Annotated in this window: 20 protein-coding genes; 2 read left to right on the plus strand and 18 right to left on the minus strand. The window is 39.4% G+C overall.

Features of this window, described 5'->3' with window-relative positions; genetic code table 11:
* Positions 1–185: 185 nt before the first annotated feature.
* The gene (locus tag BM086_RS08575; RefSeq protein ID WP_092325607.1) at positions 186–1,556 is read right to left on the minus strand and encodes an MATE family efflux transporter; all 1,371 of its coding nucleotides are present in this window, start codon (positions 1,554–1,556) and stop codon (positions 186–188) included.
* A gap of 225 nt (positions 1,557–1,781) precedes the next feature.
* Here BM086_RS08575 and arcC point away from each other — a divergent pair, with 225 nt between their 5' ends.
* Positions 1,782–2,720: a carbamate kinase gene (gene arcC, locus BM086_RS08580; protein WP_092325608.1), complete on the plus strand. Its 939-nt coding sequence runs from the start codon at positions 1,782–1,784 to the stop codon at positions 2,718–2,720.
* Between the two features lie 58 nt (positions 2,721–2,778).
* Here the strand turns inward: arcC and clpX are convergent, their stop codons facing one another.
* From clpX to BM086_RS08640, 12 genes are all read right to left on the minus strand, one after another.
* Positions 2,779–4,398 carry an ATP-dependent Clp protease ATP-binding subunit ClpX gene (gene clpX / locus BM086_RS08585; protein WP_175560172.1) on the minus strand — a complete coding sequence of 540 codons (1,620 nt, stop codon included), beginning with the start codon at positions 4,396–4,398 and terminating at the stop codon, positions 2,779–2,781.
* 145 nt (positions 4,399–4,543) lie between these two features.
* Positions 4,544–6,163 carry a S1C family serine protease gene (locus BM086_RS08590; protein ID WP_092325609.1) on the minus strand — a complete coding sequence of 540 codons (1,620 nt, stop codon included), beginning with the start codon at positions 6,161–6,163 and terminating at the stop codon, positions 4,544–4,546.
* A gap of 172 nt (positions 6,164–6,335) precedes the next feature.
* The gene (locus BM086_RS08595) at positions 6,336–6,605 is read right to left on the minus strand and encodes a hypothetical protein (RefSeq protein ID WP_092325610.1); all 270 of its coding nucleotides are present in this window, start codon (positions 6,603–6,605) and stop codon (positions 6,336–6,338) included.
* 185 nt (positions 6,606–6,790) lie between these two features.
* On the minus strand, positions 6,791–7,807 hold the full coding sequence (galE, locus tag BM086_RS08600; RefSeq protein WP_092325611.1) for a UDP-glucose 4-epimerase GalE: 1,017 nt from the start codon (positions 7,805–7,807) through the stop codon (positions 6,791–6,793).
* Between the two features lie 342 nt (positions 7,808–8,149).
* A complete protein-coding gene (locus tag BM086_RS08605; protein WP_092325612.1) occupies positions 8,150–9,379 on the minus strand; it encodes a UTP--glucose-1-phosphate uridylyltransferase in 1,230 nt (409 codons plus the stop codon).
* Positions 9,380–9,521: 142 nt separating this feature from the next.
* Positions 9,522–11,243 carry a GH25 family lysozyme gene (locus BM086_RS08610; RefSeq protein ID WP_092325613.1) on the minus strand — a complete coding sequence of 574 codons (1,722 nt, stop codon included), beginning with the start codon at positions 11,241–11,243 and terminating at the stop codon, positions 9,522–9,524.
* Positions 11,244–11,531: 288 nt separating this feature from the next.
* On the minus strand, positions 11,532–11,993 hold the full coding sequence (locus tag BM086_RS08615) for a TetR family transcriptional regulator (protein WP_092325614.1): 462 nt from the start codon (positions 11,991–11,993) through the stop codon (positions 11,532–11,534).
* Positions 11,994–12,152: 159 nt separating this feature from the next.
* On the minus strand, positions 12,153–12,830 hold the full coding sequence (locus BM086_RS08620; protein WP_175560173.1) for a TVP38/TMEM64 family protein: 678 nt from the start codon (positions 12,828–12,830) through the stop codon (positions 12,153–12,155).
* 67 nt (positions 12,831–12,897) lie between these two features.
* The gene (locus BM086_RS21890; protein ID WP_092325616.1) at positions 12,898–13,104 is read right to left on the minus strand and encodes an AAA family ATPase; all 207 of its coding nucleotides are present in this window, start codon (positions 13,102–13,104) and stop codon (positions 12,898–12,900) included.
* Between the two features lie 82 nt (positions 13,105–13,186).
* The gene (locus BM086_RS08630; protein ID WP_092325617.1) at positions 13,187–13,906 is read right to left on the minus strand and encodes a hypothetical protein; all 720 of its coding nucleotides are present in this window, start codon (positions 13,904–13,906) and stop codon (positions 13,187–13,189) included.
* Positions 13,907–13,939: 33 nt separating this feature from the next.
* Positions 13,940–14,902, minus strand: a complete 963-nt coding sequence (locus tag BM086_RS08635) for a D-2-hydroxyacid dehydrogenase (RefSeq protein WP_330391565.1) — start codon at positions 14,900–14,902, stop codon at positions 13,940–13,942.
* Between the two features lie 39 nt (positions 14,903–14,941).
* A complete protein-coding gene (locus tag BM086_RS08640) occupies positions 14,942–16,684 on the minus strand; it encodes a hypothetical protein (protein ID WP_092325619.1) in 1,743 nt (580 codons plus the stop codon).
* Positions 16,685–16,846: 162 nt separating this feature from the next.
* Between BM086_RS08640 and BM086_RS08645 the strand changes: the two genes are divergently transcribed.
* Positions 16,847–17,662 (plus strand): Uma2 family endonuclease, encoded by an 816-nt coding sequence (locus BM086_RS08645; protein WP_242952155.1) that lies wholly within the window; start codon positions 16,847–16,849, stop codon positions 17,660–17,662.
* 78 nt (positions 17,663–17,740) lie between these two features.
* Here BM086_RS08645 and BM086_RS08650 read toward each other — a convergent pair whose 3' ends face one another.
* The 5 genes from BM086_RS08650 to BM086_RS08670 form a co-directional block, all read right to left on the minus strand.
* Positions 17,741–19,219: an L-fucose/L-arabinose isomerase family protein gene (locus tag BM086_RS08650; RefSeq protein WP_092325620.1), complete on the minus strand. Its 1,479-nt coding sequence runs from the start codon at positions 19,217–19,219 to the stop codon at positions 17,741–17,743.
* Between the two features lie 295 nt (positions 19,220–19,514).
* The gene (locus BM086_RS08655; RefSeq protein ID WP_092325621.1) at positions 19,515–21,635 is read right to left on the minus strand and encodes a glycoside hydrolase family 3 C-terminal domain-containing protein; all 2,121 of its coding nucleotides are present in this window, start codon (positions 21,633–21,635) and stop codon (positions 19,515–19,517) included.
* Positions 21,636–22,072: 437 nt separating this feature from the next.
* Positions 22,073–23,806 carry an extracellular solute-binding protein gene (locus BM086_RS08660; RefSeq protein ID WP_092325622.1) on the minus strand — a complete coding sequence of 578 codons (1,734 nt, stop codon included), beginning with the start codon at positions 23,804–23,806 and terminating at the stop codon, positions 22,073–22,075.
* A 56-nt stretch (positions 23,807–23,862) separates the two neighbouring features.
* Entirely contained in the window at positions 23,863–24,735 is an 873-nt protein-coding gene (locus BM086_RS08665; protein WP_092325623.1) for a carbohydrate ABC transporter permease, read from the minus strand.
* Positions 24,736–24,747: 12 nt separating this feature from the next.
* The gene (locus tag BM086_RS08670) at positions 24,748–25,695 is read right to left on the minus strand and encodes an ABC transporter permease (protein ID WP_092325624.1); all 948 of its coding nucleotides are present in this window, start codon (positions 25,693–25,695) and stop codon (positions 24,748–24,750) included.
* Between the last annotated feature and the right edge of the window lie 41 nt (positions 25,696–25,736).

Below are 25,736 nucleotides of genomic sequence, written 5' to 3' on the forward strand. Positions count from 1 at the left end.
CTAGGCTTCACCTTTAGGTGAAGGCGTATCTGCCAAAGGCAGATTTCCGAACGATTTTTCCTTGTTATCGTTCGGAAAGTCATAGGAATGCGAATCAATTTACAATGAAATAAAATATACTCCGGCTAGTATACATCACTATTTTTCATTTAAATAGTGATATTTACTTGCCGGAGTATTATCAATTAATACACCTCAACCTGCCCGTTAAATATCTTTTGCAGGCGATTTCTGACTATAATAAATGCCGGAATAAGAAATGCATCCGCAAGTATCCACGCCATTGGACTTGCAAGACAGATTGCAGTAAATCCAAGCTTGGGAACAAGGAGTGTTGCAACAAGTGATCTGCCTATCATTTCCATAACTCCCGCCAAAACTGCAAACATTGAATAACCCATTCCCTGAATTAGGAACCTCACAATGTTTACAAGTGCCAGCGGAATGTAGAACAAGCTGTTATAAATAAGGAAAAGATGTGCATTATCCAAACATGTTACTTCATTTGCACTCAGGAAGATCATAGCAAAATTTCTTCCAAAGAAGCTGAGGATAATAAATGCAAGCACTGAATAGATACTTCCAATTTTAATCGCAGCTCTAAGTCCCTGTGTAAGGTGATCAAGATTTTTAGCTCCAACATTCTGCCCACCGTATGTAGCCATTGTAGAACCAAGGGCATCAAACGGAATACAGAAGAACATTGCCACTTTGCTCGCTGTTGTTACAGCAGTTACTGCATCCTCACCAAGACCGTTTATCGCTGTCTGTAAAATAACGCTACCAATGGCAGTTATTGAATACTGAAGTCCCATCGGAACTCCCATATTCAAAAGGATGAAGAAATGTGATCTGTCAATCTCCCAATCCTGCTTAGAAAGTTTTAAGAGCTCTATCTTTTTCCTTATAAAAAGAAGGCACTGTATTCCTGTTACAAGCTGTGAGATAACAGTTGCAAAGGCTGCTCCAAAAATACCCCAGTGGAAAACCAGAATAAAAATAAGGTCAAGAATAATATTTAAAATAGAACCAACTATCAAAAACTGAACCGGGTGTTTACTATCACCAAGTGCTCTTATCGTAGCTGACAGAAGGTTATACATGTAAGTAACCGGAATTCCCAGGAAAATTACTATTATATATTTATACGCATATTCTATGAGAGAATCCGGTGTCTTCATGGCAACAAGTATCGGTCTGCAAAATGCGCTTACTATTATCGTCATGACAATAGCAAATATAGAGCACAAAATAATAGCGTGAGTATAGAACCTCCTCATGCTCTTATAATCTTTTGCTCCAAATCTCTGTGCTATAGGAATTGCAAATCCATTACAAACTCCCATGCAAAAGCCCATTATCAGAAAGTTGACAGCTCCTGTAGAACCCATACCGGAATATGCTTCTTTTCCCAAGGTCCAGGAAACAATCGCTGTATCGATAATATTGTACAGCTGCTGAAACAACATTCCCCACAAAAGCGAAACCGCAAATCCCATGATGAGTCCCATAGGATTTCCAACTGTAAGGTCCTTTATACTTCCATTCTTCTGCATATTAAATCACCTATCAAAATAGTCCTAACCAATAAGCAACCTTCACATTAATAATGAATGATTTGCAACCAATAATCAACGAAGTTTAATACTACATCAAACTCATGGATATTGTAAAGTAGATATTATTTTTGTAAAATAACTTTAACTATTTATTTACAAATTATATTAGAAAATGTTACAGATTCATCTTTTTCTGATCATTTTCCAAGGAATGGGGACGAAATGAATAATACTAAGGCAGTTGTATCTCTTGGCCATGACGCTCTTGGTGTAAACACAAATGAGCAGATGAATGCCACCAAAGTCACAGCGAAAGCCCTTGCCGATCTTGTCGAAGCAGGTTTTCAGCTTACAATAACTCACAGTAACGGGCCTCAGGTCAGCATGATTCACAAGGCCATGACTGAACTTCATAGAATTTATATTGACTATACCGCTGCTCCAATGTGTGTGTGCAGTGCCATGAGTCAGGGATATGTAGGCTATGACATACAGAATTCCCTTAAGGCTGAGCTTACCGGACGAGGAATTTCTACTCCTGTCAGCACTATTCTTACTCAGGTTACAGTTGACCCCTATGATGAAGCTTTCTATGCTCCAACTAAAGCCATCGGTCGTTTCATGGCAAAAGAGGATGCTGAAACAGAGATCAAAAAAGGCAACTTCGTAAAAGAAGTCCCCGGAAAAGGCTTTATGAGAATCATTGCTGCTCCCAAGCCAATTGATATCGTTGAACTCGATGCGATCAAAGCCCTTGTAGATGCCGGACAGATTGTTATCGCATGCGGCGGTGGCGGAATCCCCGTAATTCAGCAGGGGCACGTATTAAAGGGTGCTTCAGCTGTTATCGAAAAAGATGCAATTGCCGGAAAACTTGCTGCAGAGCTTAATTCTGATCAACTTATCATATTAACCTCTGTACCATATGTTTATACCAATTTTGAAAAAGATGATCAGGCTCCGATTTTAAATATGACAGTAGATGAAGCCAACAAATACATAGAAGCCGGAGAATTCGGAGAAGTAAATATGCTTCCTAAGATTGAAGCTGCTATAGAATTCCTTCAGGCTAATAATGAAGGCTCTGTACTCATCACTTCATTAGATTCCGTAAGCGATGCTCTAAAGGGCAAGGCAGGAACAAGAATTGTATTCAAATAAAATATCTATAAAAGAAAAGGTGCGAACATTTTGTCCGCACCTTTTTTAGTACATATGATCAGCTAGTAGCTGTCTCCGTGTTAAACTGTGGAAGCTTAGGCTGTACTGCCTCGCCCCTTATCTCAATGAGTGGAGAAGCCTTTCCTTCAATATAGTCTCTTGTTATAGTAACTCTTCCTATATTCTCATCCTTAGGTATCTCATACATAATATCAAGCATAAACTCTTCTATAATTGCACGAAGAGCTCTTGCTCCTGTCTCTTTTTCCAGCGCCTTATCTGCAATTGCTTCAAGCGCACTGTCATCAAACTGAAGGTCTACTTCATCAAGCGCAAGCAGCTTTTGATACTGTTTTAAAATAGCATTCTTAGGTTCCTTCAAGATCTTGACAAGCATATCCTTCGTAAGCGCCTGCAAAGAACAGATAATAGGAAGTCTTCCCAAAAATTCAGGAATCATTCCAAACTTCTTTAAGTCTTCAACAGTTACATTTGTAAGGAGATTTGGATCATCCTCGTATTTGTCTTTAAGGTCAGCATCAAATCCAATCGAAGTCTGTTTATTAAGTCTCTGAGTGATTATCTCCTCAAGATCAGGGAAGGCTCCACCACAGATAAAAAGAATATTTCTTGTATTAACTGTAGCAAGGGGAACCATCGCATTCTTACTTCCGGCGCCAACAGGTACTTCAACATTTGAGCCTTCAAGGAGCTTTAACATTCCCTGCTGAACAGATTCTCCGCTTACATCTCTGGATGTGGTATTCTTTTTCTTTGCAATCTTATCAATTTCGTCTATGAAAATAATACCGTGCTCTGTCTTCTCAACATCGTTTCCTGCTGCCGCAAGGAGCTTACTTACAACGCTTTCAATATCATCACCAATATATCCTGCCTCAGTAAGTGAAGTTGCATCTGCAATTGCAAGCGGCACATCCAATAGCTTAGCAAGTGTCTTAACTAGATAAGTCTTACCGCTTCCTGTAGGTCCAAGCAAAAGAATATTGGATTTCTCAATCTCTATTTCATCCATAGTATCTGTTGCAACTCTCTTATAGTGGTTGTAAACAGCTACTGACATAACCTTTTTGGCCTGATTCTGTCCAATTACATACTCATCAAGCTTAGCCTTAATCTTGTGAGGAGCAGGAATATTTTTGATATCAAATGCCGGTTTTACGCCATTTTCCTGCTTCTTTTTAATCTTCTGTTTATTAGGAATTCCTCCGCCCATATTAAAATTATTATTGGACATGTCTCCCATATTAAAAAAGCCTATATTAGGAAAGCCGGAATTCTTATTAAGTTCATTCATCAGACCAGGGTTATTTAACATATTCTGATAGTCAAACTGACTCACTGCATCCATAGTCTTATGCATACAATCATTACAGATGCAGATATTGTTTGGAAGATGGAACATCTTTCCGGCCTTACTCTCAGGTCTGCGGCAAACAAAGCAAACATCTTCATATTCATTTTTCTTTTCATCAGAATTATTTGAAGAGTTCTCTGTGCCATTCTTATCATTATCAGATGTATTCACCACTTCACTTTTACTTTCATCGCCATCATGCGCGCTTTTTTCCATTGATGATACATCCACATCTTCAATATTTACATTTTCATCATCAGTAACTTCTCGAAAATCAAAATTATCATTTCTGTTATCTGTCATTAATTCCTACTCCTTAAAATTACAAAAAACAAGATACTTACACAATTTTACGTCAAATACGCCTCACTTACAAGAAACGTTTGTATATATAGAAAAAGCTATGGATGACATTTTAAGCCACCCATAGCTATAATCTCAAAAAAGCTTAATGACCGCCCTGGCTTGAAGAATTACCATTATCTCTGTCTTCAGGCTTTCCTGGCGCCTGTTTTCCATCATACTGGCCAACATTTCCTTCATCTGAAGCTTCTGCCTCACTTCCATTATTTGAAGCTGCGCCTCCAAGTGTTACATCCATGACTATTTCCTCATACTCAGAACCATTTTGTCTAAGTACTGTAACCTGGACTGTTGTGCCAATAGCATAATACTGAAGTTTAGTCTGAAGGTCTTCCATTGATGTGATCTCAGCATCCTCAAAACCTACAATAACATCTCCCTTTGCAATACCTGCATTATCAGCGCCGCCACCATTTGCTACTTCCGCAACATATACGCCCTGTGGAAGTCCATATACCTGAGATACTTCTGATGTAACAGTAACACCGGAAATACCAATATATCCTCTATTTTCCTCAGAAACTCTAATCATTGTTTCCTCGTTCATGAGTTCTTCGATGATAGGTTTTGCATCTGAGATTGGAATAGCATATCCCATTCCTTCAACTGTTGTACCACCAAGCTTGTTGGAATTGATTCCAACTACTTCACCCTGAAGATTAAGAAGCGCGCCACCTGAGTTGCCCGGGTTAATAGCTGCATCTGTCTGGATAAATGTTCTCTCTGATCCATCCTCTAACTCGATTGTACGATTCAACGCTGAAATAACACCTGTTGTTACTGACTGTCCATATCCAAGTGCATTACCTATAGCTATTGCAGGTTCGCCAAGAACAAGACCATCGCTGTCCCCAAGAGTTGCAACTTTAATAGTATCTAATGTATCTGATGAAAGGTCATCCTTTAATACTGCTATAACAGCAAGGTCGATATCTGAGTTAGAACCCTTGACGAAGGCTTCTACAGTTGTCTCATCATTAAAGATTACTTCAAGTGAATCTGCGCCTTCAATAACATGATGATTAGTTGCGATCAAAAGCTCTGTATCATTCTCTCCGACGATAACTCCACTTCCTGATGCTGTAGCTTCCTGTGTCTGCTTAAATCCAAAATAGTTTACTGACTGTGTATAGTTATTATGGATAATAACCATCGCAGGCATAACTTCCTGAACTACTGCTGTTACATCAGTTACAACTGCTTTGGTCTCTGCAGTCACTGTTGTTGTCTTTACCTGCTTTTCAGTTTCTGCTTCTGCAACTTCATTATCAGCTTCTTTCTCATCATTTTCTTCTACCGCAAGTTGCTGACTATCTTCTTTATCAAAAATATGATTGGATATCGCATAGTAAGAAGCTCCCACACCGCCTACTATCAATGCGACTATCACAAGTGCTGCAACAACAATCCCTGCTGTATGTTTCTTTTTAACAGGTCCCTGTGCAGAATCAACATTGTCTGCCATACCATACTGATATGTTCCATAGGTCTGACCGCCTTGTGGATTATTGTATGAATAATTATTACCGCCATTTCCATAATTATATCCACTCTGCTGCTGACCATTTCCGTATGAATACGGGTTACCATATGAATAGTTGTTATTCCCCGACTGTCCATTTCCATAAGAGTTGTTATTACTCTGTGAATTCAAATAAGAATTATAATTAACACCACCCTGCTCCCGCTTATCATCTTCGTACATGTTAAATACCTTCTTCCTTTCTGAATATGGCTTAAGTATAAAGCGATTCTGTGACAGAATTGTGTTTTAATTCTTATAAAAAAATAATATATTAATTTATAATAGTTTATAAAAATTTTATAATTTCATAAGGCTATTTTTAGTTTGGTTTTAAATACACGTTTAAACTGCTTCACCAGTCTTCTTCGATTATTTGAATCTCCATGTAATCAAACGAAATCTGATCAATAAATGCATCTTTGGTGAACCTGCATTTAGAGTGCCTCTGGAAATCTTTTACAATATTATCAAGCCATATCGGCTTTGACAGATCAAACTCATAACAGGCTTTTTCAATTGCATTCATAACCTTATGCGTTCTTGTATCATTTGTATCATCACAAACAACCATGTCTTTAATAAGATGGTTATTGTCGATCAGTTTTACCCACAACCTGAACATCTATTACTCCTATAAAAGCCCACTTTCTGAGAAAAGAAAAGTGGGCTTTTTTTAATGAATTCTTTTTTAACAATCTAATACAACAACAATGCAACTAACAAATTGATAGCAATGATCCATTCTATTTCAAGATGCTGTACTAGATCGAATCGCACTCATGACATTTGCGTGCATTCCATAAAATATCAATCCTCGTAACCGTTAGGGTTCTGGCTCTGCCATCTCCAGGAATCTGCGCACATCTCTTTGATTCCATTCTGTGCCTTCCAGCCAAGCTCTTTTTCTGCCTTGTCAGCATTTGAGTAGCAGGTAGCAATATCGCCAGGTCTTCTCTCTCTGATCACATAAGGAATCTTAACCCCGGTTGCTTCTTCAAAGTTCTTAACAATATCAAGAACGCTGTATCCAACACCTGTTCCAAGGTTGTAGATATTAAGTCCGCTACCTTTCTCAAGCTTCTTGAGAGCCTTAACATGTCCCACAGCAAGGTCAACTACGTGAATATAATCTCTCACGCCTGTGCCGTCATGGGTATCATAGTCATTACCAAAGACATTAAGCTCAGGAAGCTTACCAACAGCAACCTGTGTAATATAAGGCATAAGATTGTTAGGAATGCCGTTAGGATTCTCACCAATAGTTCCGCTCTTGTGTGCTCCGATCGGATTAAAGTATCTCAGAAGAACTACATTCCATTCAGGATCAGCTTTCTGAATATCTGTAAGAACCTGCTCTAGCATTGACTTAGTCCATCCATAAGGGTTTGTGCATGTTCCCTTAGGGCATTCCTCAGTGATTGGAATAAATGCAGGATTTCCATAAACTGTCGCTGATGATGAGAAAATAATGTTCTTGCAATTATGTTTTCTCATTACATCAACAAGAGTTAATGTTCCTGCGATATTGTTTTCATAATATTCCCATGGCTTCTGAACAGATTCTCCTACAGCCTTAAGTCCTGCGAAATGTATTACGCTGTCAATTTGCTCAGTTGAAAAAATCTTCTCTAGTCCTTCTCTGTCTCTTATATCAGTCTCATAGAATGGAACCTTTTTGCCTGTGAGCGCTTCTACTCTGCCAATTACTTTCTTACTGGCATTTGCAAGATTATCCATAACAACTACGTCATAACCCGCATTCTGCAGCTCAACTACTGTATGTGATCCAATATATCCTGCTCCACCTGTTACAAGAATAGCCATAATCAACCTCTTTTCTGTTAACGTTATCATTAACTAGCATACAATTTGTTCTGTTAGAAATACATTTTAAACGCAAATTCATCATTTAACAACACTAAATTGTTATGACAAGCTGTCAATATGTTAAATAAGAATGTTTATACCAAGAACAAAGAGTTGCATTGCAACTCTTTGCGCGCTGATGCGCGCAAGCGTTAGCTTGCATATACATTTGCGCATCAGTCGCATCCATAGCGGAGCGTTTTTTTTCATAGGAATGTGAAGCAATTTACTATGAAATAAAAAACACGGCATAGCCCATTCAACACAAGCTATGCCGTTATTTTTATTCAATAAGAAATATCAAAGCTCAATGCCATTTAACTTGCAAAGCTCTCTTGCTGATTCAACAGAATCAATTCCCTCTTTATTCTTGATAGGCGCAAACTCATGCTCTCTTACAACTTCATAAGGAAGACATGTGTCAAGCTCATGGATCATATCAAGAACAAGCTGTTCAAACTTGCAGCCATTTGGAGCTTCCGGCTTGATAAGGTTTGCGTTCTCATCGATGTAAGGAATCTTCTTCTCAACTACGTGGAGAGGAAGTGTGTTCTTTGCAATCTCATTAAGAGCCTTTTCATTGAAAAGATAATTAAGGATAACACCAAAATTATATGCAGGATCGCCATTTGCATCCTTGGCATCCATCATTTCCTGTGAAAGCTCATAATACTCAACAATAGAAGGTCTGCCATCCTCAAGACACATAACTCCAACCTTCTCATCAGGAGCATTTTTTCTGACAACCTTAGCTCCGCAGGAAACCTTAGCATTGACTGTTGCGCCAACAAAGCAAGGATCTGCAATTCTCTGAAGGACATTGTCAACAGCAAAAATATCAATCCACTCAATGCCTTCTTTTAACAGAACATCACGAAGTCCTGCCTTGAGCATTGAAGAATACCATCCTGCATTACCGTTTGGAGAAGTTGAGATTCTGCCCTTGCCCTCCATATAAACCTTTCCGTTATAGTCAGAAGCAGGAGCCATATCCTGTTTGAAGAATGTGATCTTATCCTCTGGATAACCAAAGAAATTATGCTCCTTAAGGAAGCTTATTGTAGCATCATTATTCTTTTCACTTGTCATGATAAAGAGATGGATGTACGCGCCATCTGCCTGCTTTACAGTATCAATAAGATTCTCGATGATTCTCTGGAAGATATAAACCTTCTTTGTAAGACCAATATCATACATTCCCTTAGGGTTATCAGAACCAAGTCTTGTTCCCATTCCACCGGCTAAAAGAACTGCTGCAACCTTTCCAGCCTTGATTGTCTCAACACCAATCTTAGTAAATTCCTCTTTTCTCTTCTCAATCTCATCAACCTGCATAGCTGCCAGAGGTTCGAATTTGCCACGTCCTTCACTCTTGCCAAGATTCTTACAATTCTCAAGAACTGCAAAATCCGTCTCATCAATCTGAGTAAGAAGTTCCTGCTTTTCAGCATCCGTAAGTTCATCATAATATTTCAGAACGTGTTCCTGTCCGAACTGTTCAAGTTTTTTCTTTGCTTCTTCTAAAGTCATTTCCACACCTCATTTACAAATGTTTAATTATTCCTTCAATATCATACTACAAAACTGCGTATGAAAATATAAATCTTTTCAAAATAAGTCTGTATAAAGTTTTCCAGCTTCATACAGACTTTATCATTTTTGTATTTCTTATTTACTGCACTGCTGCATTTGCCTGAGCAGGCGCTGCTTCTGTAACTGCCGGTGCTGCCTCAGCAGGAGTCTGTGCCGCCGGTAAAGGTGTACCAGGCGCCCATCCTGCAGGTGTTGTCAGAAGTCCATTTTTATCAAATGTGCATTCCACATTATCAAGAACAGCTGTTGTCTTAGCAAGCATTTTACCATTGTTGGCATCAAAGTATCTCCAGCCATCAGGAAGCTGAACCCAACCTACAACCATATGTCCATCTGTAGGATCAAGATAATAAACGCCTTCCTTGAGACTTGCTAAACCTGATACCATATTTCCATCCGCGCCAAAATAAAATGCCTTACCATCTATCGCATTCCAACCTGTTACCATTCTGCCATCAGCTGCAAAATAGTACTTTGATCCGGCTTCGCCTGTCCAACCTGTGAACATAACGCCATCAGCGCCAAATAAATAAACAGAATTTTCAATTGTCTGAAGTCCTACATATGCCTTGTGGTCTGCGCCAAAGAAGTACTTCTGTCCCTTTTCGTCTGCATACCATCCTGAAACCGCTGTTCCGTCAGGCGCAAACATATATTTTCCAATCTCAAATGCAAGCATTCCTGTCTGCATTACACCATTTTCATTGAAGAAATAGAGGTTATCGCCAACCTGAGTAAGTCCTATATGCATCAGATACTGATCATCAAAATAATGAACTCCGTCATTAAGAGGGATAAGCCCCTTCTGGCAGACACCATCCTCATTTGCATAACAAACGGCGCCACCAACATCTATAAGTCCGGTCCTTCTTACACCATTTCCATCAAAATAGTATCTTGCTCCATCGATGTCTGCAAATCCAACCTTAGCAAGTCCGCCCTGCGCAGGGTCAAGATAGTAGATACCAGTTTCATCCTGGAACCATCCGGCATTAATCACACCGTTTGCATCTGCATGATATCTTCCATTAGATAAGTTGAGCCATCCATACATCTTTTTATAATTATGATAGTAATAAATATTGCCGCCATAACTATTAAAGCCCTCTGGAATAAGTCTGCTGAAATAATCTGTGTAAAGATGATTGACGTCAACTCTTGAAGGTACTCCGGCAACTGAACCATGGCTGGTTGACTGCCACATCGCGTAATCTCCTGCATATTCACAGGAGGAACTGTACTGCGCCACCCACTTAGCCGCAGATACAACAGGCATTCTACCTGTAAACCAGTTCTTGCTGGCATAAACCATTGGCTCATATCCGTTAGCTGAGATTATGCTGCAGAATGTATCTGCAATCGCCTGAAGCTGCGCCGCATTTAGTCCTTTCTGGCTTGAATCCTCAATATCTATTGCAATAGGAAAAGAAACTGTATATGGTCCAATCCATGCCAAAACCTGATTTGCCTCTGCCGCTGCCTGTTCAGGAGTAGTCGCATAGGAATAAATGTAAACTCCTGCTCTCACACCTGCTGCATTTGCTCCAACAATATTATTTACAAACTGCTCGTCGATACCCTTTTTAGTAGTACCAACTCTTATCATTGCAAACTGCACACCGGAATTTTTAACCTGCTGCCAATTGATAGCTCCCTGATACTTAGAAACGTCAATACCCATAGCAATTTCGGGTCCTCTCGCTTCTACATTAACACTCGCAATCGGCGATAAAGATAGGAACGCTATTGCCGCAGCAAGCGCACCTAAAGAACATAATGCTCCCTTGAACTTTTTAAACATACCCTCTCCCTCAAAAAATAATTTCAACTAAATCAGTAACCAAAGCGCAATTCCATCATTATTTTTTACATGAAAAATACATTGCATCTCTATTGTTACAGTTTCCAAGAAAAAATGGTTATCAGAACGATAATCCAATGAATGGTTACATTTTTTGTAACAATTGAATTATACAAAAAAATAGTGGTTCTGACAAGCAAAACCGCGCAATAGACGGCGTAAATTTACTGTAGGATTTGAAAGGGTAGATTGCCCCTGTGATCAGTTCAGATGTTCAAACCTTGCTCATTATAATTCACTGGTAAACTGAACTGTTCCAAGTATATACAAACGAATGCACATTTCGGTCATTTTATCGATTTTGTGTTCACCCTCCGCTTTCTGCATCATGTCCATCAGGCACCTATAATTTGCCTCCTGCATATATGTGCTAAAAGCTTCAAGTCCACTGGTATGAAGAAAAAGATTTGCGAGATACTTCTTTCTCTCCTCTAAAAACATAGCAACAGATTTCAGCGTATTCGTCCACGCCTCCCTGGTCCCGTCTACTCCACACAGAATATTGTCCACTTCCCTTGTGTAATCCCAGGCAATAAGATCATACTTATCGCTAAACAGCCTGTAAAACGTGGCCGGCGAATATCCACAGTTATCCGTAATATCTTTTACCGTGATCTTATCTATGTTCTTATTCTCAGCTACTTCCCTAAATGATTCGGCTAAAATTTCTTTCGAAGTTTTTCTTTTCATTCATGTCCCCTCGTTGTATGTTATACCGCAATTTGTTCCAGTAGGGCTTAGGATTTATTTGTCTCAATTTGCTCTAGTAGGCTTAGGATTTATCTGTCTCAATTTGCTCAAGTAGGGCTTGGACTTACTTGCCTCTATTTTTTCTAGTAGGTCTATGATTTACTTGCCTCTTTTTCGCTTCAGGACTATGGCAACGCCAAGGTAGACAACTGCGGCAATTGCAACGCCGACTAGCAGCACTCCATATTGGTTAGAAACAAGTTTTTCGCCTCCGAATGTATAGATAAAAATATGTGGAAAGCGAGCAATAAATGTTATCAAAATCCATTTGATAAGGTTCTCGCCCGAATAAAATCCCAGCCATGCGTATGTATCTTTTGGAAGCGGAAGCAGCATAAAAAGAACATGGATCAGCGTCGGATTTCCCATGTCTATGATTTCTTCAACTTTCTTGAGCTTATCTTCCGGGAAAAGAGAAGTCAGAAAGTTTCTGCCAAATTTTTTTCCAATTAAAAAGGCGATGGTATTTCCTATAGTCGCGAACGCATCGCACAAAAGAGCTCCCTTCACACCTCCAAGCACATAGCCCGCCGCCAGATAAAAAGGCAGCCCAGGAATGCATGTCGAAAGTGTCTGCACCGCGACAAACGCGCCGAAGACCAATAAAGCTACAATCCCCTTCTCGTTAAGGTAGTCCTGGAATTTCTCAGCATCTCCAAGGAACGCAATCATCGGCCTGCCAATTACATAGTAGACCAGGACTAGGAAAAGGGTGATTGCTGCAATTGTGATTATAAGTCTTAATGTTTTTTTCTTCATATCTATATTATATGACAAAAAACTCCCCGGAAGGAGATTTTGGAGATCCGCGCAATAATTCAACAATAATTCAATCATAATTCATTTATATTAATGTCTGAACCATAGATAACGCAAGAGTTTTCCCAAATCGTCCGGGTCTGTTAAAAAGAGTCACCTTCCCGCCTTGTCTGATAACATCACGAATAAGCAATGTTTTATCAACATAGTACAGATTATTATCTCTAAAATCTTTATATTTTTCATACCCAATTCCGATTTTTTCATAAAAGAAAGCCCTCCATTCATCTATGTTAAACGAATAGAGAGCTTTTTACAATTTATCAAAAGACTAAAAAAACCTTATGAATGCAAACAATCAGACACTATAATACTCAATACCTGATTATCCCATAAGCCGCTGTGCCGGCATGGGCATAAAATGTAACAGTATTTGGATCAACATCAATATCCGGAAGGACTTCATAGTTTCCACCTTCTCTGACACACACAATCGCGAAAGTAGCATTTTCATCCCTAAAGCTATGCGGAATCTCGATTGTTGTTCCTACCTGTAGACCATCATTTTCATAATCATAAACCTTATTGGAAAAGAGTCTGCTGACTGTCATCTGGAAGGCTCCGCCATATGATGCCCCCATTGAATCAGCGACGATATGCATTGTATCTACTGCAAGCGGCGCTGTATTGATATCAATATCCCAGGTTTTCACAAAGAAATACTCAAGCACAATAAAGTTTGCCTGTCTCTGGAGATCTGCAAGTGGCGTGATAACTGCAAGTCCCGGAACGTTATGTGCATAATAATAACCTTCAAGAGTCGACGTTAATGTCTGCCCAAGATATGTAACTTTGTTGTTCGGTTCAACCTGTTCCTGAACCTCTTCCTCAGTTTCAACAGTCGCATCAGCTTCTTCAGTAATAACCTCGGCATTTTCCGTACTTTCATAAGAAGCGGAGGACTCTTCATTTACAAGTTCTGTTTCATCCGTAGATTCTGCCGCATAAACTGTTATTGTCTGTGAATTAGCACCAATAGTAATCGTTGCAGCTGAAATCACACATAATAAAGCACTTATTATTCTCTTTTTCAACTTTGCCTCCTACGAGCAAAACACTCACATCACTCAGTTCACAATATTCCTTGGCTGTCCATTTTGCCAAGCTTCAACATTTTTCTTTACTTCTTCAAGGCATCTTCGGCGCGCTTCTGTACTTGCCCAGGCAAGATGAGGTGTAACGATCAGTTTTCCACTATCCTGTATTTTAAGAAGTGGGGAATCCTTTGCCATAGGTTCAGGATTAAGTACATCGAGACCGGCAGCCTGTATTTTTCCTTTGATAAGCGCATCAGCCAGATCCTGCTCGCTGACAACCGCGCCACGTGCTACATTAATTAGTATAGCAGTCTCTTTCATCTTGTCAAAAGCTTCTTTATCAAAAAGGTTTCTTGTTTTATCACTTAACGGGCAATGAATAGATATAATATCAGAACGCATAAGCAGTTCATCAAAAGAAACTCTCTCATAATCTGTACATGTGCTGTTTCCGGAAGCAGAGTAAAAAATAACTTTTGCGCCAAAAGCTGTTGCAATCTGCGCAACTTTTCTTCCTATATTTCCCATTCCCACTATTCCATAGGTCATTCCATCAAGCTCATGGAAAGGAATATCAAGGCAGCAAAAATGAGACTGATTTGCATAACTACCATTTTTAACAAATTCATCATAATGGCGAAGATTTTCCATCACATAAAATAATAGCGCAAATGTATGCTGCGCCACTGAAGCAGTAGAATAATTGACAACATTTGCAACCTTTACTCCATGTCTGTTGCATGCCGGAATATTTGCATTATCAAATCCTGTTGCAAACTCACATATAAGTTCAAGGTCAGGCGCATCATCAAGAATCTTATCTGTAATTGCGCTCTTATTTATCATAAGAACCTTCGCGCCCTTAAGCCTCTCGGCTGCATTTTCTTCAGTTATTTTATCGTCATAATATGTCACTTCCCCAAGTGAATCATACAAACTATAATCCATATCTGATCCAACACTATCTTTATCGGCAACTACAATCTTCATCATTACTTCTCCATTCCATTTAAATTTATTGCTATCTCAAAACTATTCTCTATAATATTTCCACGCGGTGAATCCGTCAAATTCCACATTTTTCACTTGTATTCCCGGACCATATTTTTCATTCAAATATGCATAAAGATATCCCATATGCTCTCCTCCACCATAATAATACATGTCTTCACGGTCAGAAAGATTTTGAAATACATTTGATATTCCATTTTGATAAGCATAATACATACCTATAGGCGAAGGGATTATCCATCCTCCCACAGGAATTATATGTGAATAAAAGCCCTCATATTTTCTATCAATATCAAAGATATTTCTGGCTCCACATAATGTTCCAAACATATCATCAATGCTCATAACAAAAAGGCAATCTGATTCATCCATCTTTGTGAAAATGCTATATCGTTCTTCATCATTATTCTGAAAAGAAGTACATGTAAAATACAGATATGTCTTTTGCCAGAAAAACAAAAGAACTATCACTACAGGAATAGAAATCCAACATATAACGCGCGAATACATATTGTTACTTTCACCCCGGCTCTTAATCATATTCTTAAGAAGCGGAATCAAAACAACGGAAGTAATAAAAATAATTCCCGAAAACCATATGCCATACTCTACGCGCCAGACAGTACGCCTGATACACAATAAATAATATATTTCCCCCAGAGTAATATCTCCAAAAAGCAATGTATATAAAGTCCTTCGAATATCTTTTCTGATAATACTTAAAATTAAAGAAAAAATCGTCAAAACAAAAAACACTAGCGGAAGAACACTTACTTTTACTGATTCCTCAATCTTTTTAATTGTCTGGGAAAGCAGTTCCTTACTTACCCTAAACCTATTCATTTTCTGACCAGAGCCTATTTCTGTCATAAGTTTTAGCTTATCTAGAGTGAAATTATCAGTATCATTCCACATCCACTCTTCCATCAGGCGAAAATCCCACTCCGTAAATCCATTCACCAGATACTCATCCTTATTCCAGTCAAAATAATAGTTTCCATAGTCCCGTTTTTGAACCATTATCTTATCCCACTGATAATAATAGTTCCAATCCGGATTCATATCGAATGCAAAATAATCTGCAATTATGCAAAGGATACATCCAATTATCGGAATCAAAAGATATAATACCCACTTTTCTTTTTTATCTACCACGATATCAAATAGCAAGATAGCAATAAATGGAATCACCAAAATCATGCATTCTTTTCTTACAAGAAATCCTATAACAATATAAAAAGAAGCCAGCATAAGCAAAAATGTGTTTCTTCTATTATGTAAAATCCAAAACCAAAGCGCACAACCAGTTAAAATATATATTGTCGCACACTTAGTATATTGCAAGTTGATATAGTAGTCTTTTGCCAAAAATAGATTTATCAAGATTGCAAAGCATGCTGTTTCAAAGAACTCAACAGCCGCCTGGCCTGTACCTCCCCCGATTTTTTTAGCGCCAAAAGCTAGCACAATTCCCTCATTAAAGACCATAGTAATAATGATTGTTGAAAATAGATTTAGGATTAAAAATGTCCACAAATAGCAATTAATATGAGGCAGTAAAAAATACAAACCTTTTATCAAATATCCAAAAAAGATCCCGCTATGCACGATGTACTGTGATGCTTCACCATAAGCGCCTGCTGCAATCATATTCTGAATGGCATCATCATTAGTTTCATAAGATGGATTCCCAAACGCAACTGATAACGCAAATACAATTACTGATATCAATATGACTTCAACACATTTATAGAACTTCCTCATTCCCCTTACTCCCCTCGTTTACAGCAATAATCCTTTTTATCTTACCATAGTAAATAAGAATTAGACCGTAAAATTCATCATTACCTTAATAAGATTGACTAATGGATATATTTTGGATATTATATGGGTAGAAAATGATATTTTATGTCATAGGAGGTATCCATGAATAGACAAAATCCTGAAATAATGTCGATTGATGAAATGAACGAAATCAAGAAGACCCGTGGGTATAGCTATGAAATGATTGCCAGAAAGTCTAACCTTCCGATTGGAACAGTACAAAAGGTTCTTGGTGGCATTACCAAGAATCCAAGGCACACAACTCTATGTGCTCTGCAAAAGGCATTTATACTGGATGCCAACAGTTATTCTATTGGCAATATTGTTCAGGAAGAAGCAGTTAAATATGGAAATTTCCCGACCAAAAAGCCTGGTGACTACACTGTGGATGATTATGAAGAAATTCCTGAAGACCAACGCTACGAACTCATCGATGGCTGTCTTATTAAAATGGATTCTCCAACTTCCACTCATCAGCTTATTGCAGGGCAGCTTCATAGCAAGCTCCTTACATATATATCAGCGAATAAAGGAAAGTGTATTCCTTTTGTCGCACCCACCGATGTTCAGTTAGATAAAGACGATAAAACAATGGTTGTCCCGGATGTTTTCGTTGTATGTGACAGAGATAAAATTACACCCAAAAGAATATTCGGTGCTCCTGATCTAATAATTGAAATTCTATCCGACTCCACCAAAAGCAAAGATATGAAAACAAAGCTTGCAAAGTATATGAATGCAGGTGTCAGAGAATACTGGATGATAGACCTGGACAAACAAAAAGTTATAGTACACGATTTTGCAAATGAAGATATTTCTATCTACGCCTTCGATGATTCAATTCCAGTAATGATATTTGACGGAAAATGTACCATTGATTTCTCAGAAATCAAAAATTATATTGCATTTCTACTCTAAAATAATAATTCTTAATAAATACCGTAAAAAGGGGAACTGCCAAGGCAGTTCCCCTTACAATTATGATTCTTAATCTTATTAAGCAAATGGATTTTCTGTAGGATATGGAAGAGATGCTGGCTGGTTGTAGCCGATAACTTCTGCTCCTGCATACTTAAATACTTCGTAAAGAGCCTTTCCGAAGTGTCCGAACGCAACTGCACCATGGTGAGGGAAGTTGTGCTGGATAAGGATATGTCTGTAGAATCTTCCCATTTCAGGAATAGCGAATACACCGATTCCACCGAATGACTGTGTAGCAACAGGAAGAACTTCACCCTGTGCAACATATGCCTTAAGATGGTTGTCTGATGTGCTCTGTAATCTGTAGAATGTGATATCTCCAGGAACGATATCTCCTTCAAGTGTTCCCTGCGTAACTTCTTCAGGAAGGTTTCTAGCCATGATTCTCTGGAACTTCATCTCGCAGCTTGAAAGCTTGCTTGTGCATGTGTTTCCGCAGTGGAAGCCCATGAATGTATCTGTGTGCTTGTAATCGAACTTGCCCTTGATTGACTGCTCATACATATCAGCAGGTACAGAGTTGTTGATATCAAGAAGTGTAACAGCGTCATTAGAAATACATGTTCCGATGAACTCACTGATTGCACCATAAATATCTACTTCGCAAGATACAGGAATTCCGCGTCCTGTAAGTCTTGAGTTTACATAGCAAGGAACGAAACCAAACTGTGTCTGGAATGCAGGCCAGCACTTACCAGCGATTGCAACATACTTCTTGCCACCTCTGTGTCCTTCGATCCAGTCAAGAAGTGTAAGCTCGTACTGAGCAAGCTTCTCAAGGATTTCAGGCTTCTTGTTACCAGCGCCAAGATCTTTTTCCATATCAGCCTTAACTTCTGCAATTCTAGGATCTCCAGCGTGCTTGTTGAATGATTCGAAAAGATCAAGCTCTGAGTTCTCTTCGATTTCAGCGCCAAGGTTGTAGATCTGCTGAATAGGTGCATTACAAGCAAGGAAGTTCATAGGACGAGGACCAAAAGAGATAACCTTAAGGTTTGCAAGTCCATCAAGTGCTCTTGCGATCGGAACGAACTCGTTGATCATCTTAGCGCACTCTTCTGCTGTTCCAACAGGATACTCAGGAATATAAGCCTTTACTCCACGAAGGTGAAGGTTGTAGCTTGCGTTAAGCATACCGCAGTATGCATCGCCTCTTCCATCGATAAGGTCACCCTGTGACTCTTCTGCTGCTGCACAGAACATAACAGGTCCATCAAACTTCTGAGCAAGAAGTGTCTCTGAAATTTCAGGTCCAAAGTTTCCAAGATATACGCAAAGAGCGTTACATCCAGCCTTCTTAACATCCTCAAGAGCCTCAAGTGTCTGTGTCTCGCTCTCGATGATGCAAACTGGGCACTCGTAAACGTCCTTATCATTGTAGTTCTTCTTATAAGCCTCTACTAAAGCTTTTCTTCTGTTTACAGCAAGTGATGCTGGGAAGCAGTCACGGCTTACTGCAACAAGACCAATTTTAACTTCTGGAATGTTAATCATAAAAAATCCCCTTTCTGCGCATATCACGCATTTAAAACTTTCTTTAAATATCCCAAGAGTATCAAATACTCTTATCGATCATTTCATTCAGCATAGCTTTTGCCTTTTTCTTTGCTGAACTGTCTGTGTTCAAAACAATACAACTTACAACTTGTATCATTTTCTCGACGTCTATTATTATCTGTCATACTTATTCAAAATACAAGCTATCAAAGTGTCAAAAATTCAAGTGAAAAATTATACAAATTGCTTTTAAGTTGTATTGTCTAAAATACATTTTTGATACAACTTATTTTTATAACTGAACACCTATTGCAACACACTTATGTCCTGTAAGTTCAGCTGAACGTGCATCCGGCTGCTGTGTTCCGACAAACACTTTGAAATTCTTTCCAAATACGTCTCTTACACCATCTTCATTTACAGATGTAAACGCCTTGGCATCTAACACAATCTTAACCTCTGTCTTACCACCTGCGGGAACATGTACTCTCTTAAATCCGCAAAGACTTGGATTAACAGAAGCAAATGAAGAATCCATATCCTTAATGTAAACCTGAACAACTTCATCAGTATCGAACTTGCCATCATTAACTACATTCACTGTAACTTCCGCGCCTGCAAGCTCAGCATTTTCATGCTTAAGAGTAAAGTTGCAATCCTCTTCTACGTGGCAGTCACCATATGTAAGACCATATCCAAACGGATAAAGTGGTGTTCCTGTAAAGAACTTATATGTTCTGTTCTTCATTGAATAATCCTTAAAGTCAGGAAGATCATCAGCTGACTTATAGAAAGTTACAGGAAGTTTTCCTGAAGGTGACAGATCTCCGAAAAGAATATCTGCAACATCAGCTCCACCTCTTGCTCCCGGATACCATGCCTGGATTACAGCATTTGCATCGTCCTGTGCCTTTGAAAGGTCAATTGCACTACCAGCCATATTGATAACTATAGTTGGCTTTCCTGACTCAAGCGCAGCATAAAGAACCTGTCTCTGAGGAAGTGGAAGATTAAGATTTATCTTATCTCCAGATGCAAACTGGTTTCCTGCATCTCCCTCTTCACCCTCAAGATTCTCATCAAGACCAACTACTACAACTACAACATCTGAATAGTCTGCAACAGTCTTAACCTCTGACAATCTGTCAGGAAGGTTAGGATCAGCAAGGTTACTGATGTTATTCTTGAAGATATCGCATCCCTCTGAATAAAGGACTCTGACATCATCTCCGACTTTATCCTGGATTCCTTCAAGAACTGTAATGTATCTTGAAGATGTTCCGTGATAGTTACCAATAAGTGAAAGTCTTGAGTTAGCATTAGGTCCAACCACACCGATAGTCTTGATCTTGCTCTTATCAAGAGGAAGAAGTCCATCATTTTTCAAAAGAACTATAGACTCTCTTGCAGCTCTTTTTGCAACATCAAGATGTTCTTTGCATTCAACAACATCAAAAGGTATATTGTCATATTCTGTCTTATCAAACATTCCAAGAAGATATCTTGTTGTGAACAGTCTCTCACAAGATGTTGTGATAAGTTCCTCGTCAAGGATACCTGCTCTGTATGCGTTCATGATTACCTGATATGTACATCCGCAGTTAAGATCGCATCCCATCTCAAGAGCAAGCTTAGCAGACTCCTCAGGGCTTGATGTAACCTTGTGATTTTCATGGAAATCCTTGATTGCCCAGCAATCTGAAACAAAATGTCCCTCAAATCCCCACTTACCTCTAAGTGTATCAACCATAAGAGGCTTATTTGCACAGCAAGGCTCTCCGTTTGTTCTGTTGTAAGCACCCATTATAGCTTCAACACCAGCCTCTTTTACACATGCTTCAAATGCAGGAAGATATGTCTCTTCCAGATCCTTCTTAGAAGCTTTTGCATCAAAGAAATGTCTTTCACCCTCAGGACCAGAATGAACAGCAAAGTGCTTTGCACAAGCTGCTACCTTCATATATTCGCCATCTCCCTGCATTCCCTTTACAAAAGGAACTGCAAGTCTGCTTGTAAGGAAAGGATCTTCACCATAAGTCTCATGTCCTCTTCCCCATCTTGGATCTCTGAAAATATTTACGTTAGGAGCCCAGAATGTAAGTCCCTTGTAAATATCTCTGTCCTCACGCTTTGACTGCTCGTTGTATTTAGCTCGAGCTTCAATAGCAACTATTTCTCCGATTGCCCCCATCAGCTCTTCATCAAAAGCTGCTGCAAGGCCAATTGCCTGTGGAAACATTGTAGCTGTGCCCGCTCTTGCGACACCATGAAGTGCCTCATTCCACCAGTTGTACGCAGGAATGCCCAATCTGTCGATAGCCGGCGCATCATATCTAAGCTGAGACGCCTTCTCCTCAACTGTCATTTTGCTGACCAGTTCCTTGGCACGCTTTCTTGCTTCTTCTCTGTTCATATTTATCCCCTTTTATATTTCTTACTCATAGCAATAATTGATAAGCCCTTATTTATCCGCTACTTCTCGCTTATTGCCATATTCTCATTCTCAAGCATTTTATATTTTCACATACATAAGGGGGCTTTTTCCTACCAAATTTTGCCTTCAACATCTTAATATTTGCGACCTAAAAACCAAGCGATGCTAATGCACACTTTAGCTTAAGAAAGTGAAAGTATGATGTCAGGCGCATGTAACAGTCTGAAAATGTACAGTTCTCGGACGAAGAGATGATTTGTAAAACAAAAAAATCGAAAGAAGGTCGACTGCTATGAACAGCGCTGAAAGGAGACCTTCTTTCGATTTTAAGTTTTAACAAATCACGACGCAGACGAAAGCAATCATTTTCAGACTGTTATTTGTGTCTGACATCATACGTACCCATTTCAGAAATATTAAGGAAGCATATCAGCATCGCCGAAGTATTCTGCCCACTTCTCTGCACGCTCATCCATGATAGCCTGGCCACCTGCTGAGAGGTAATCTGAAATGTAGCTATCCCATGTAGAATCAAAATCAGCTACTGCAGCAACAACTGCGTTGTCGTAAACCTGATCTCTCTTTGAAGAAAGAGTATCACCAACACCTGCTTCTGCTGCGATCTCACCAACGTTTACGTTCTTTGGCTCAAGACCATCTGCGCGAGAGATTACATCAGCTGCGCTTACAAGCTCAGGATCAGCTTCTGCATAACCATATGCAAGTGAAAGAGCTGCAAGTTTCTCATCGCCAAAATATGTTCCGTTACATGTGATTGTGTAGTCAATGTTCTTACCTGAGTTCTGGATTGCATCACCTGTTGCTGCAATGATCTGGATTGCTCCGCTATCAAGAACTTCGTGTGTAACACCTTCATCACCTGCCTGGAGGTACTTGATTGTCTCAGGCTTTGAAATGAAATCAAGGTAAAGAAGTGATGCAAGAGGCTCAGTGTTTGTTGTAGGGAAGAAGAGCTTTCTGTCGCCTGCTGAGCTGTAAAGCCACTTAGCATACTTTCCATCTGAGTTCTGGAAGCAGTCAACTGCTACAAACTTAGCATCTTCGCCAACGTTTCTCTTAAGGTTTGCATTGATGCTGTCTTCACCGTTTCTGAATACATAATCCCAGTTGTGCTGGATTGCGCCAACGTAACCTGCCTTGATCATATCATCTTCTGTAGTATCTCCGCTTCCATAAAGAGCGAAATCTTTCCACATAAGACCATCGTTGTACCACTTGTTAAGAAGTCTTACAGCTTCCTTTGTTGAAGTCTGTGTAACCATTCTGTCATCAAATCCGTTGATGTAGTACTCTTTGTCAGAAATCTTAGGATCCATGAATGATGTGATGATGTTTGATGCTCTCCAACCGATATCATAGCTTGTTGAGAAAGGAACCATCTTAGAAGCATCTTTTCCAAGAAGAGTCTCTGCATTATCTCTGAATGCCACAAGCATATCTTCAAATTCCTGAGTTGTTGTAGGAGCCTTAAGTCCAAGCTTATCAAGCCAGTCCTGACGAACAAAGGTTACGATTCTCTGCTGCTCAGCACGTTTTCCTTCAAGTGCCCATACAGAACCTGTCTTAGGATCTTTGTCCCAAAGCATGTTTGTATCGCCAAGCCATCCCCAAAGATTTGGAAGATCAGCCTTGTAAGTCTCGATGGCTTCGCTAAGATCGATAACACCGCCCATCTGAGCGTATGTAAGAACTGTAGGATAGCTGTAAGTTACGCAGATATCTGGTGCTTCGCCTGCTGCAAGAAGGTTGTTGATATCATCAACCTCTGTCCATCTTGGAACCTTCTTGAAAGTAACTTCTACATTGTGCTCTTCAAGCATTCCCTTCTTGATGTACTCTGTGTACATGTTGTTTTCAGGATCTGAACCGCCGTCATTTCCTCTGTCGTAGATTTCTACTGTAATCTTTCTTGTGTCAGCAAACTTACCATCTGTAAGTTCTGATGCTGTCTGAGGCTCAGCCTCGCTTGTCTCAGTAGTAGCTGCTGCTGTGTCGCTACTTGTCTCCTGCTTAGGAGTAGCATCATTTGTTGTTGTCTGGGTGTCAACGCCCTCGTTTGATGATCCGCAGGCAACTACTGAAAGTGCCATTGCTGATGCAAGAAACATAGACAATACTTTTTTCTTCATAACTATACCTCCGTTTTATTATGTGTAATCCCTTTGTGGGTTGTTACCTATACTATTTACTCCTTAACTGCTCCAAGAGTAACTCCGTGAATGAAGTACTTTTGAAGGAATGGGTAGATGCACAGAATCGGCACTGTTGAAAACATTACAATTGCAGCCTTCAGTGATTCTGATAAGCCCGGCGCCGAAAATCCTTCCTGAGTAGCCACTTCTACCTGGTTAATATTATTGATGATGTTGTACAAAAGAAGCTGCAACGGATAAAACTTAGTATCTCTCATGTACATAAGTGCATCCGAGTAGCTGTTCCATCTTCCAACTGCATAGAAAAGAGCCAGTGTAGCCATAACAGGCTTTGAAAGTGGAAGATAGATCATAACCAGAATCTCAAAAAATGTTGCTCCGTCAATCTCTGCAGATTCTCTCAAACTGTCAGGTATTCCGTAAAAGAAACTTCTCATGATGATCATGTTGTAAACACTCATAACACCCGGAAGAATCAAAACAAGCGGATTACTAAGAAGATGAAGCTTTTGCATAAGCAGGTAGTTTGGTATTGTACCCGCATTAAAAAACATTGTAATTGTAATAAAGATATTGATCAGCTTTCTTCCCTTGAGGTTCTCAAATATAAGAGGGAACGCGCAAAGGGTTGTCATTGTCAATGAAAGAATCGTGCATACAACTGTAAGAAATACAGTCCACACAAATGCCCTTATGTACTTTGGATCCTTAAGCACTGTTGAGTATGCATTAAAATTCAATCCTTTTGGAATAATGTACACTTCGTTTCTTACCAGGAAATCCGTTCCACTAAGTGACTTGGCAAGAAGATTTAACATTGGGATAATGCACATTGCACTTACTAAGAGACAAAAGATAACAAACACAATATCCCAGACTTTATCAGCTCTTGATTTTACTTTCATTTCTATTCCCCCTTACCAGATTCCTCTCTCACCAAGTTTACGTGAGATGAAGTTAGCCATCAGCAGGAAGAATACTCCAACCACTGACTGGAACAGTCCCACTGCAGTAGTAAGTGAGAACTGCAAGCCCTTGATACCTACTCTATATACGAATGTTGCGATAACATCAGCAACTCTCATTACCAGGTTGTTCTGGAATGCAAATGGTCTGTCAAATCCACCACCAAGGATATTTCCAAGGCTCATTATCAAAAGAACTACGATCGTAGGCTTAATTCCCGGCAGTGTGATATGCCACATTTTGCGGAATCTTCCAGCTCCGTCAACAGCTGCCGCCTCATAAAGCTCAGGGTTAATTCCTGCAATAGCAGCAAGATAAACAATTGATCCCCATCCAAAGTTCTGCCATATACCAAAGCTTATATAACTTCCAATCCAGTGACTTTCATCATTAAGGAAAGGAATTGCTTCTCCGCCAAGATCCTTGATGACCATGTTAATAAGTCCGGCATTAGGAGCAAGAAGCTGAAGTGCCAAGCTGTAAATAATTACCCATGAAAGGAAGTGAGGCATATACGCAATTGTCTGCACAACCTTTTTGTATCTCTTAAAGCAAAGTTCATTAAGTATCAGCGCAAAAATAATCGGTGCCGGGAAACCAAAGATCAGATCAAGAAGATTAAGTGTCAATGTATTTCTAAGCGCATACTTAAAATCATTGTTCTTAAATGCCTTGATAAAAAACTCAAATCCATGGTTATCTGCCAGTGGCAATTCCCAAATGCTCTTTACAAGACTGTACTTTTTAAATGCTATCTGTACATAGATCATCGGAGCATATTTAAATACTGCCAGATAAGTCAGTGGCAGAAGCAGCATGGCGTATAGCTGCCAGTATCTTTTCATGTAAACGCCAAATGACTTTGATTTGCCCCCTTTAGGAGCAGGTGTTTTCCCCATTTTTTCATCTCCTCTTTTGTTACTCTAAAACTTTTCTGTAT

It is taken from the genome of Butyrivibrio sp. YAB3001 (genome assembly GCF_900112195.1).
Lineage (GTDB): Bacteria > Bacillota > Clostridia > Lachnospirales > Lachnospiraceae > Butyrivibrio.

Coding starts and splice junctions, on each gene's coding strand:
- BM086_RS08575 (WP_092325607.1), bottom strand. CDS start 1,556: ATGCAGAAGAATGGAAGTATAAAGGACCTTACAGTTGGAAATCCTATG.
- arcC (WP_092325608.1), top strand. CDS start 1,782: ATGAATAATACTAAGGCAGTTGTATCTCTTGGCCATGACGCTCTTGGT.
- clpX (WP_175560172.1), bottom strand. CDS start 4,398: ATGACAGATAACAGAAATGATAATTTTGATTTTCGAGAAGTTACTGAT.
- BM086_RS08590 (WP_092325609.1), bottom strand. CDS start 6,163: ATGTACGAAGATGATAAGCGGGAGCAGGGTGGTGTTAATTATAATTCT.
- BM086_RS08595 (WP_092325610.1), bottom strand. CDS start 6,605: ATGTTCAGGTTGTGGGTAAAACTGATCGACAATAACCATCTTATTAAA.
- galE (WP_092325611.1), bottom strand. CDS start 7,807: ATGGCTATTCTTGTAACAGGTGGAGCAGGATATATTGGATCACATACA.
- BM086_RS08605 (WP_092325612.1), bottom strand. CDS start 9,379: ATGACTTTAGAAGAAGCAAAGAAAAAACTTGAACAGTTCGGACAGGAA.
- BM086_RS08610 (WP_092325613.1), bottom strand. CDS start 11,243: ATGTTTAAAAAGTTCAAGGGAGCATTATGTTCTTTAGGTGCGCTTGCT.
- BM086_RS08615 (WP_092325614.1), bottom strand. CDS start 11,993: ATGAAAAGAAAAACTTCGAAAGAAATTTTAGCCGAATCATTTAGGGAA.
- BM086_RS08635 (WP_330391565.1), bottom strand. CDS start 14,902: ATGATGAAGATTGTAGTTGCCGATAAAGATAGTGTTGGATCAGATATG.
- BM086_RS08640 (WP_092325619.1), bottom strand. CDS start 16,684: ATGAGGAAGTTCTATAAATGTGTTGAAGTCATATTGATATCAGTAATT.
- BM086_RS08645 (WP_242952155.1), top strand. CDS start 16,847: ATGAATAGACAAAATCCTGAAATAATGTCGATTGATGAAATGAACGAA.
- BM086_RS08650 (WP_092325620.1), bottom strand. CDS start 19,219: ATGATTAACATTCCAGAAGTTAAAATTGGTCTTGTTGCAGTAAGCCGT.
- BM086_RS08655 (WP_092325621.1), bottom strand. CDS start 21,635: ATGAACAGAGAAGAAGCAAGAAAGCGTGCCAAGGAACTGGTCAGCAAA.
- BM086_RS08660 (WP_092325622.1), bottom strand. CDS start 23,806: ATGAAGAAAAAAGTATTGTCTATGTTTCTTGCATCAGCAATGGCACTT.
- BM086_RS08665 (WP_092325623.1), bottom strand. CDS start 24,735: ATGAAAGTAAAATCAAGAGCTGATAAAGTCTGGGATATTGTGTTTGTT.
- BM086_RS08670 (WP_092325624.1), bottom strand. CDS start 25,695: ATGGGGAAAACACCTGCTCCTAAAGGGGGCAAATCAAAGTCATTTGGC.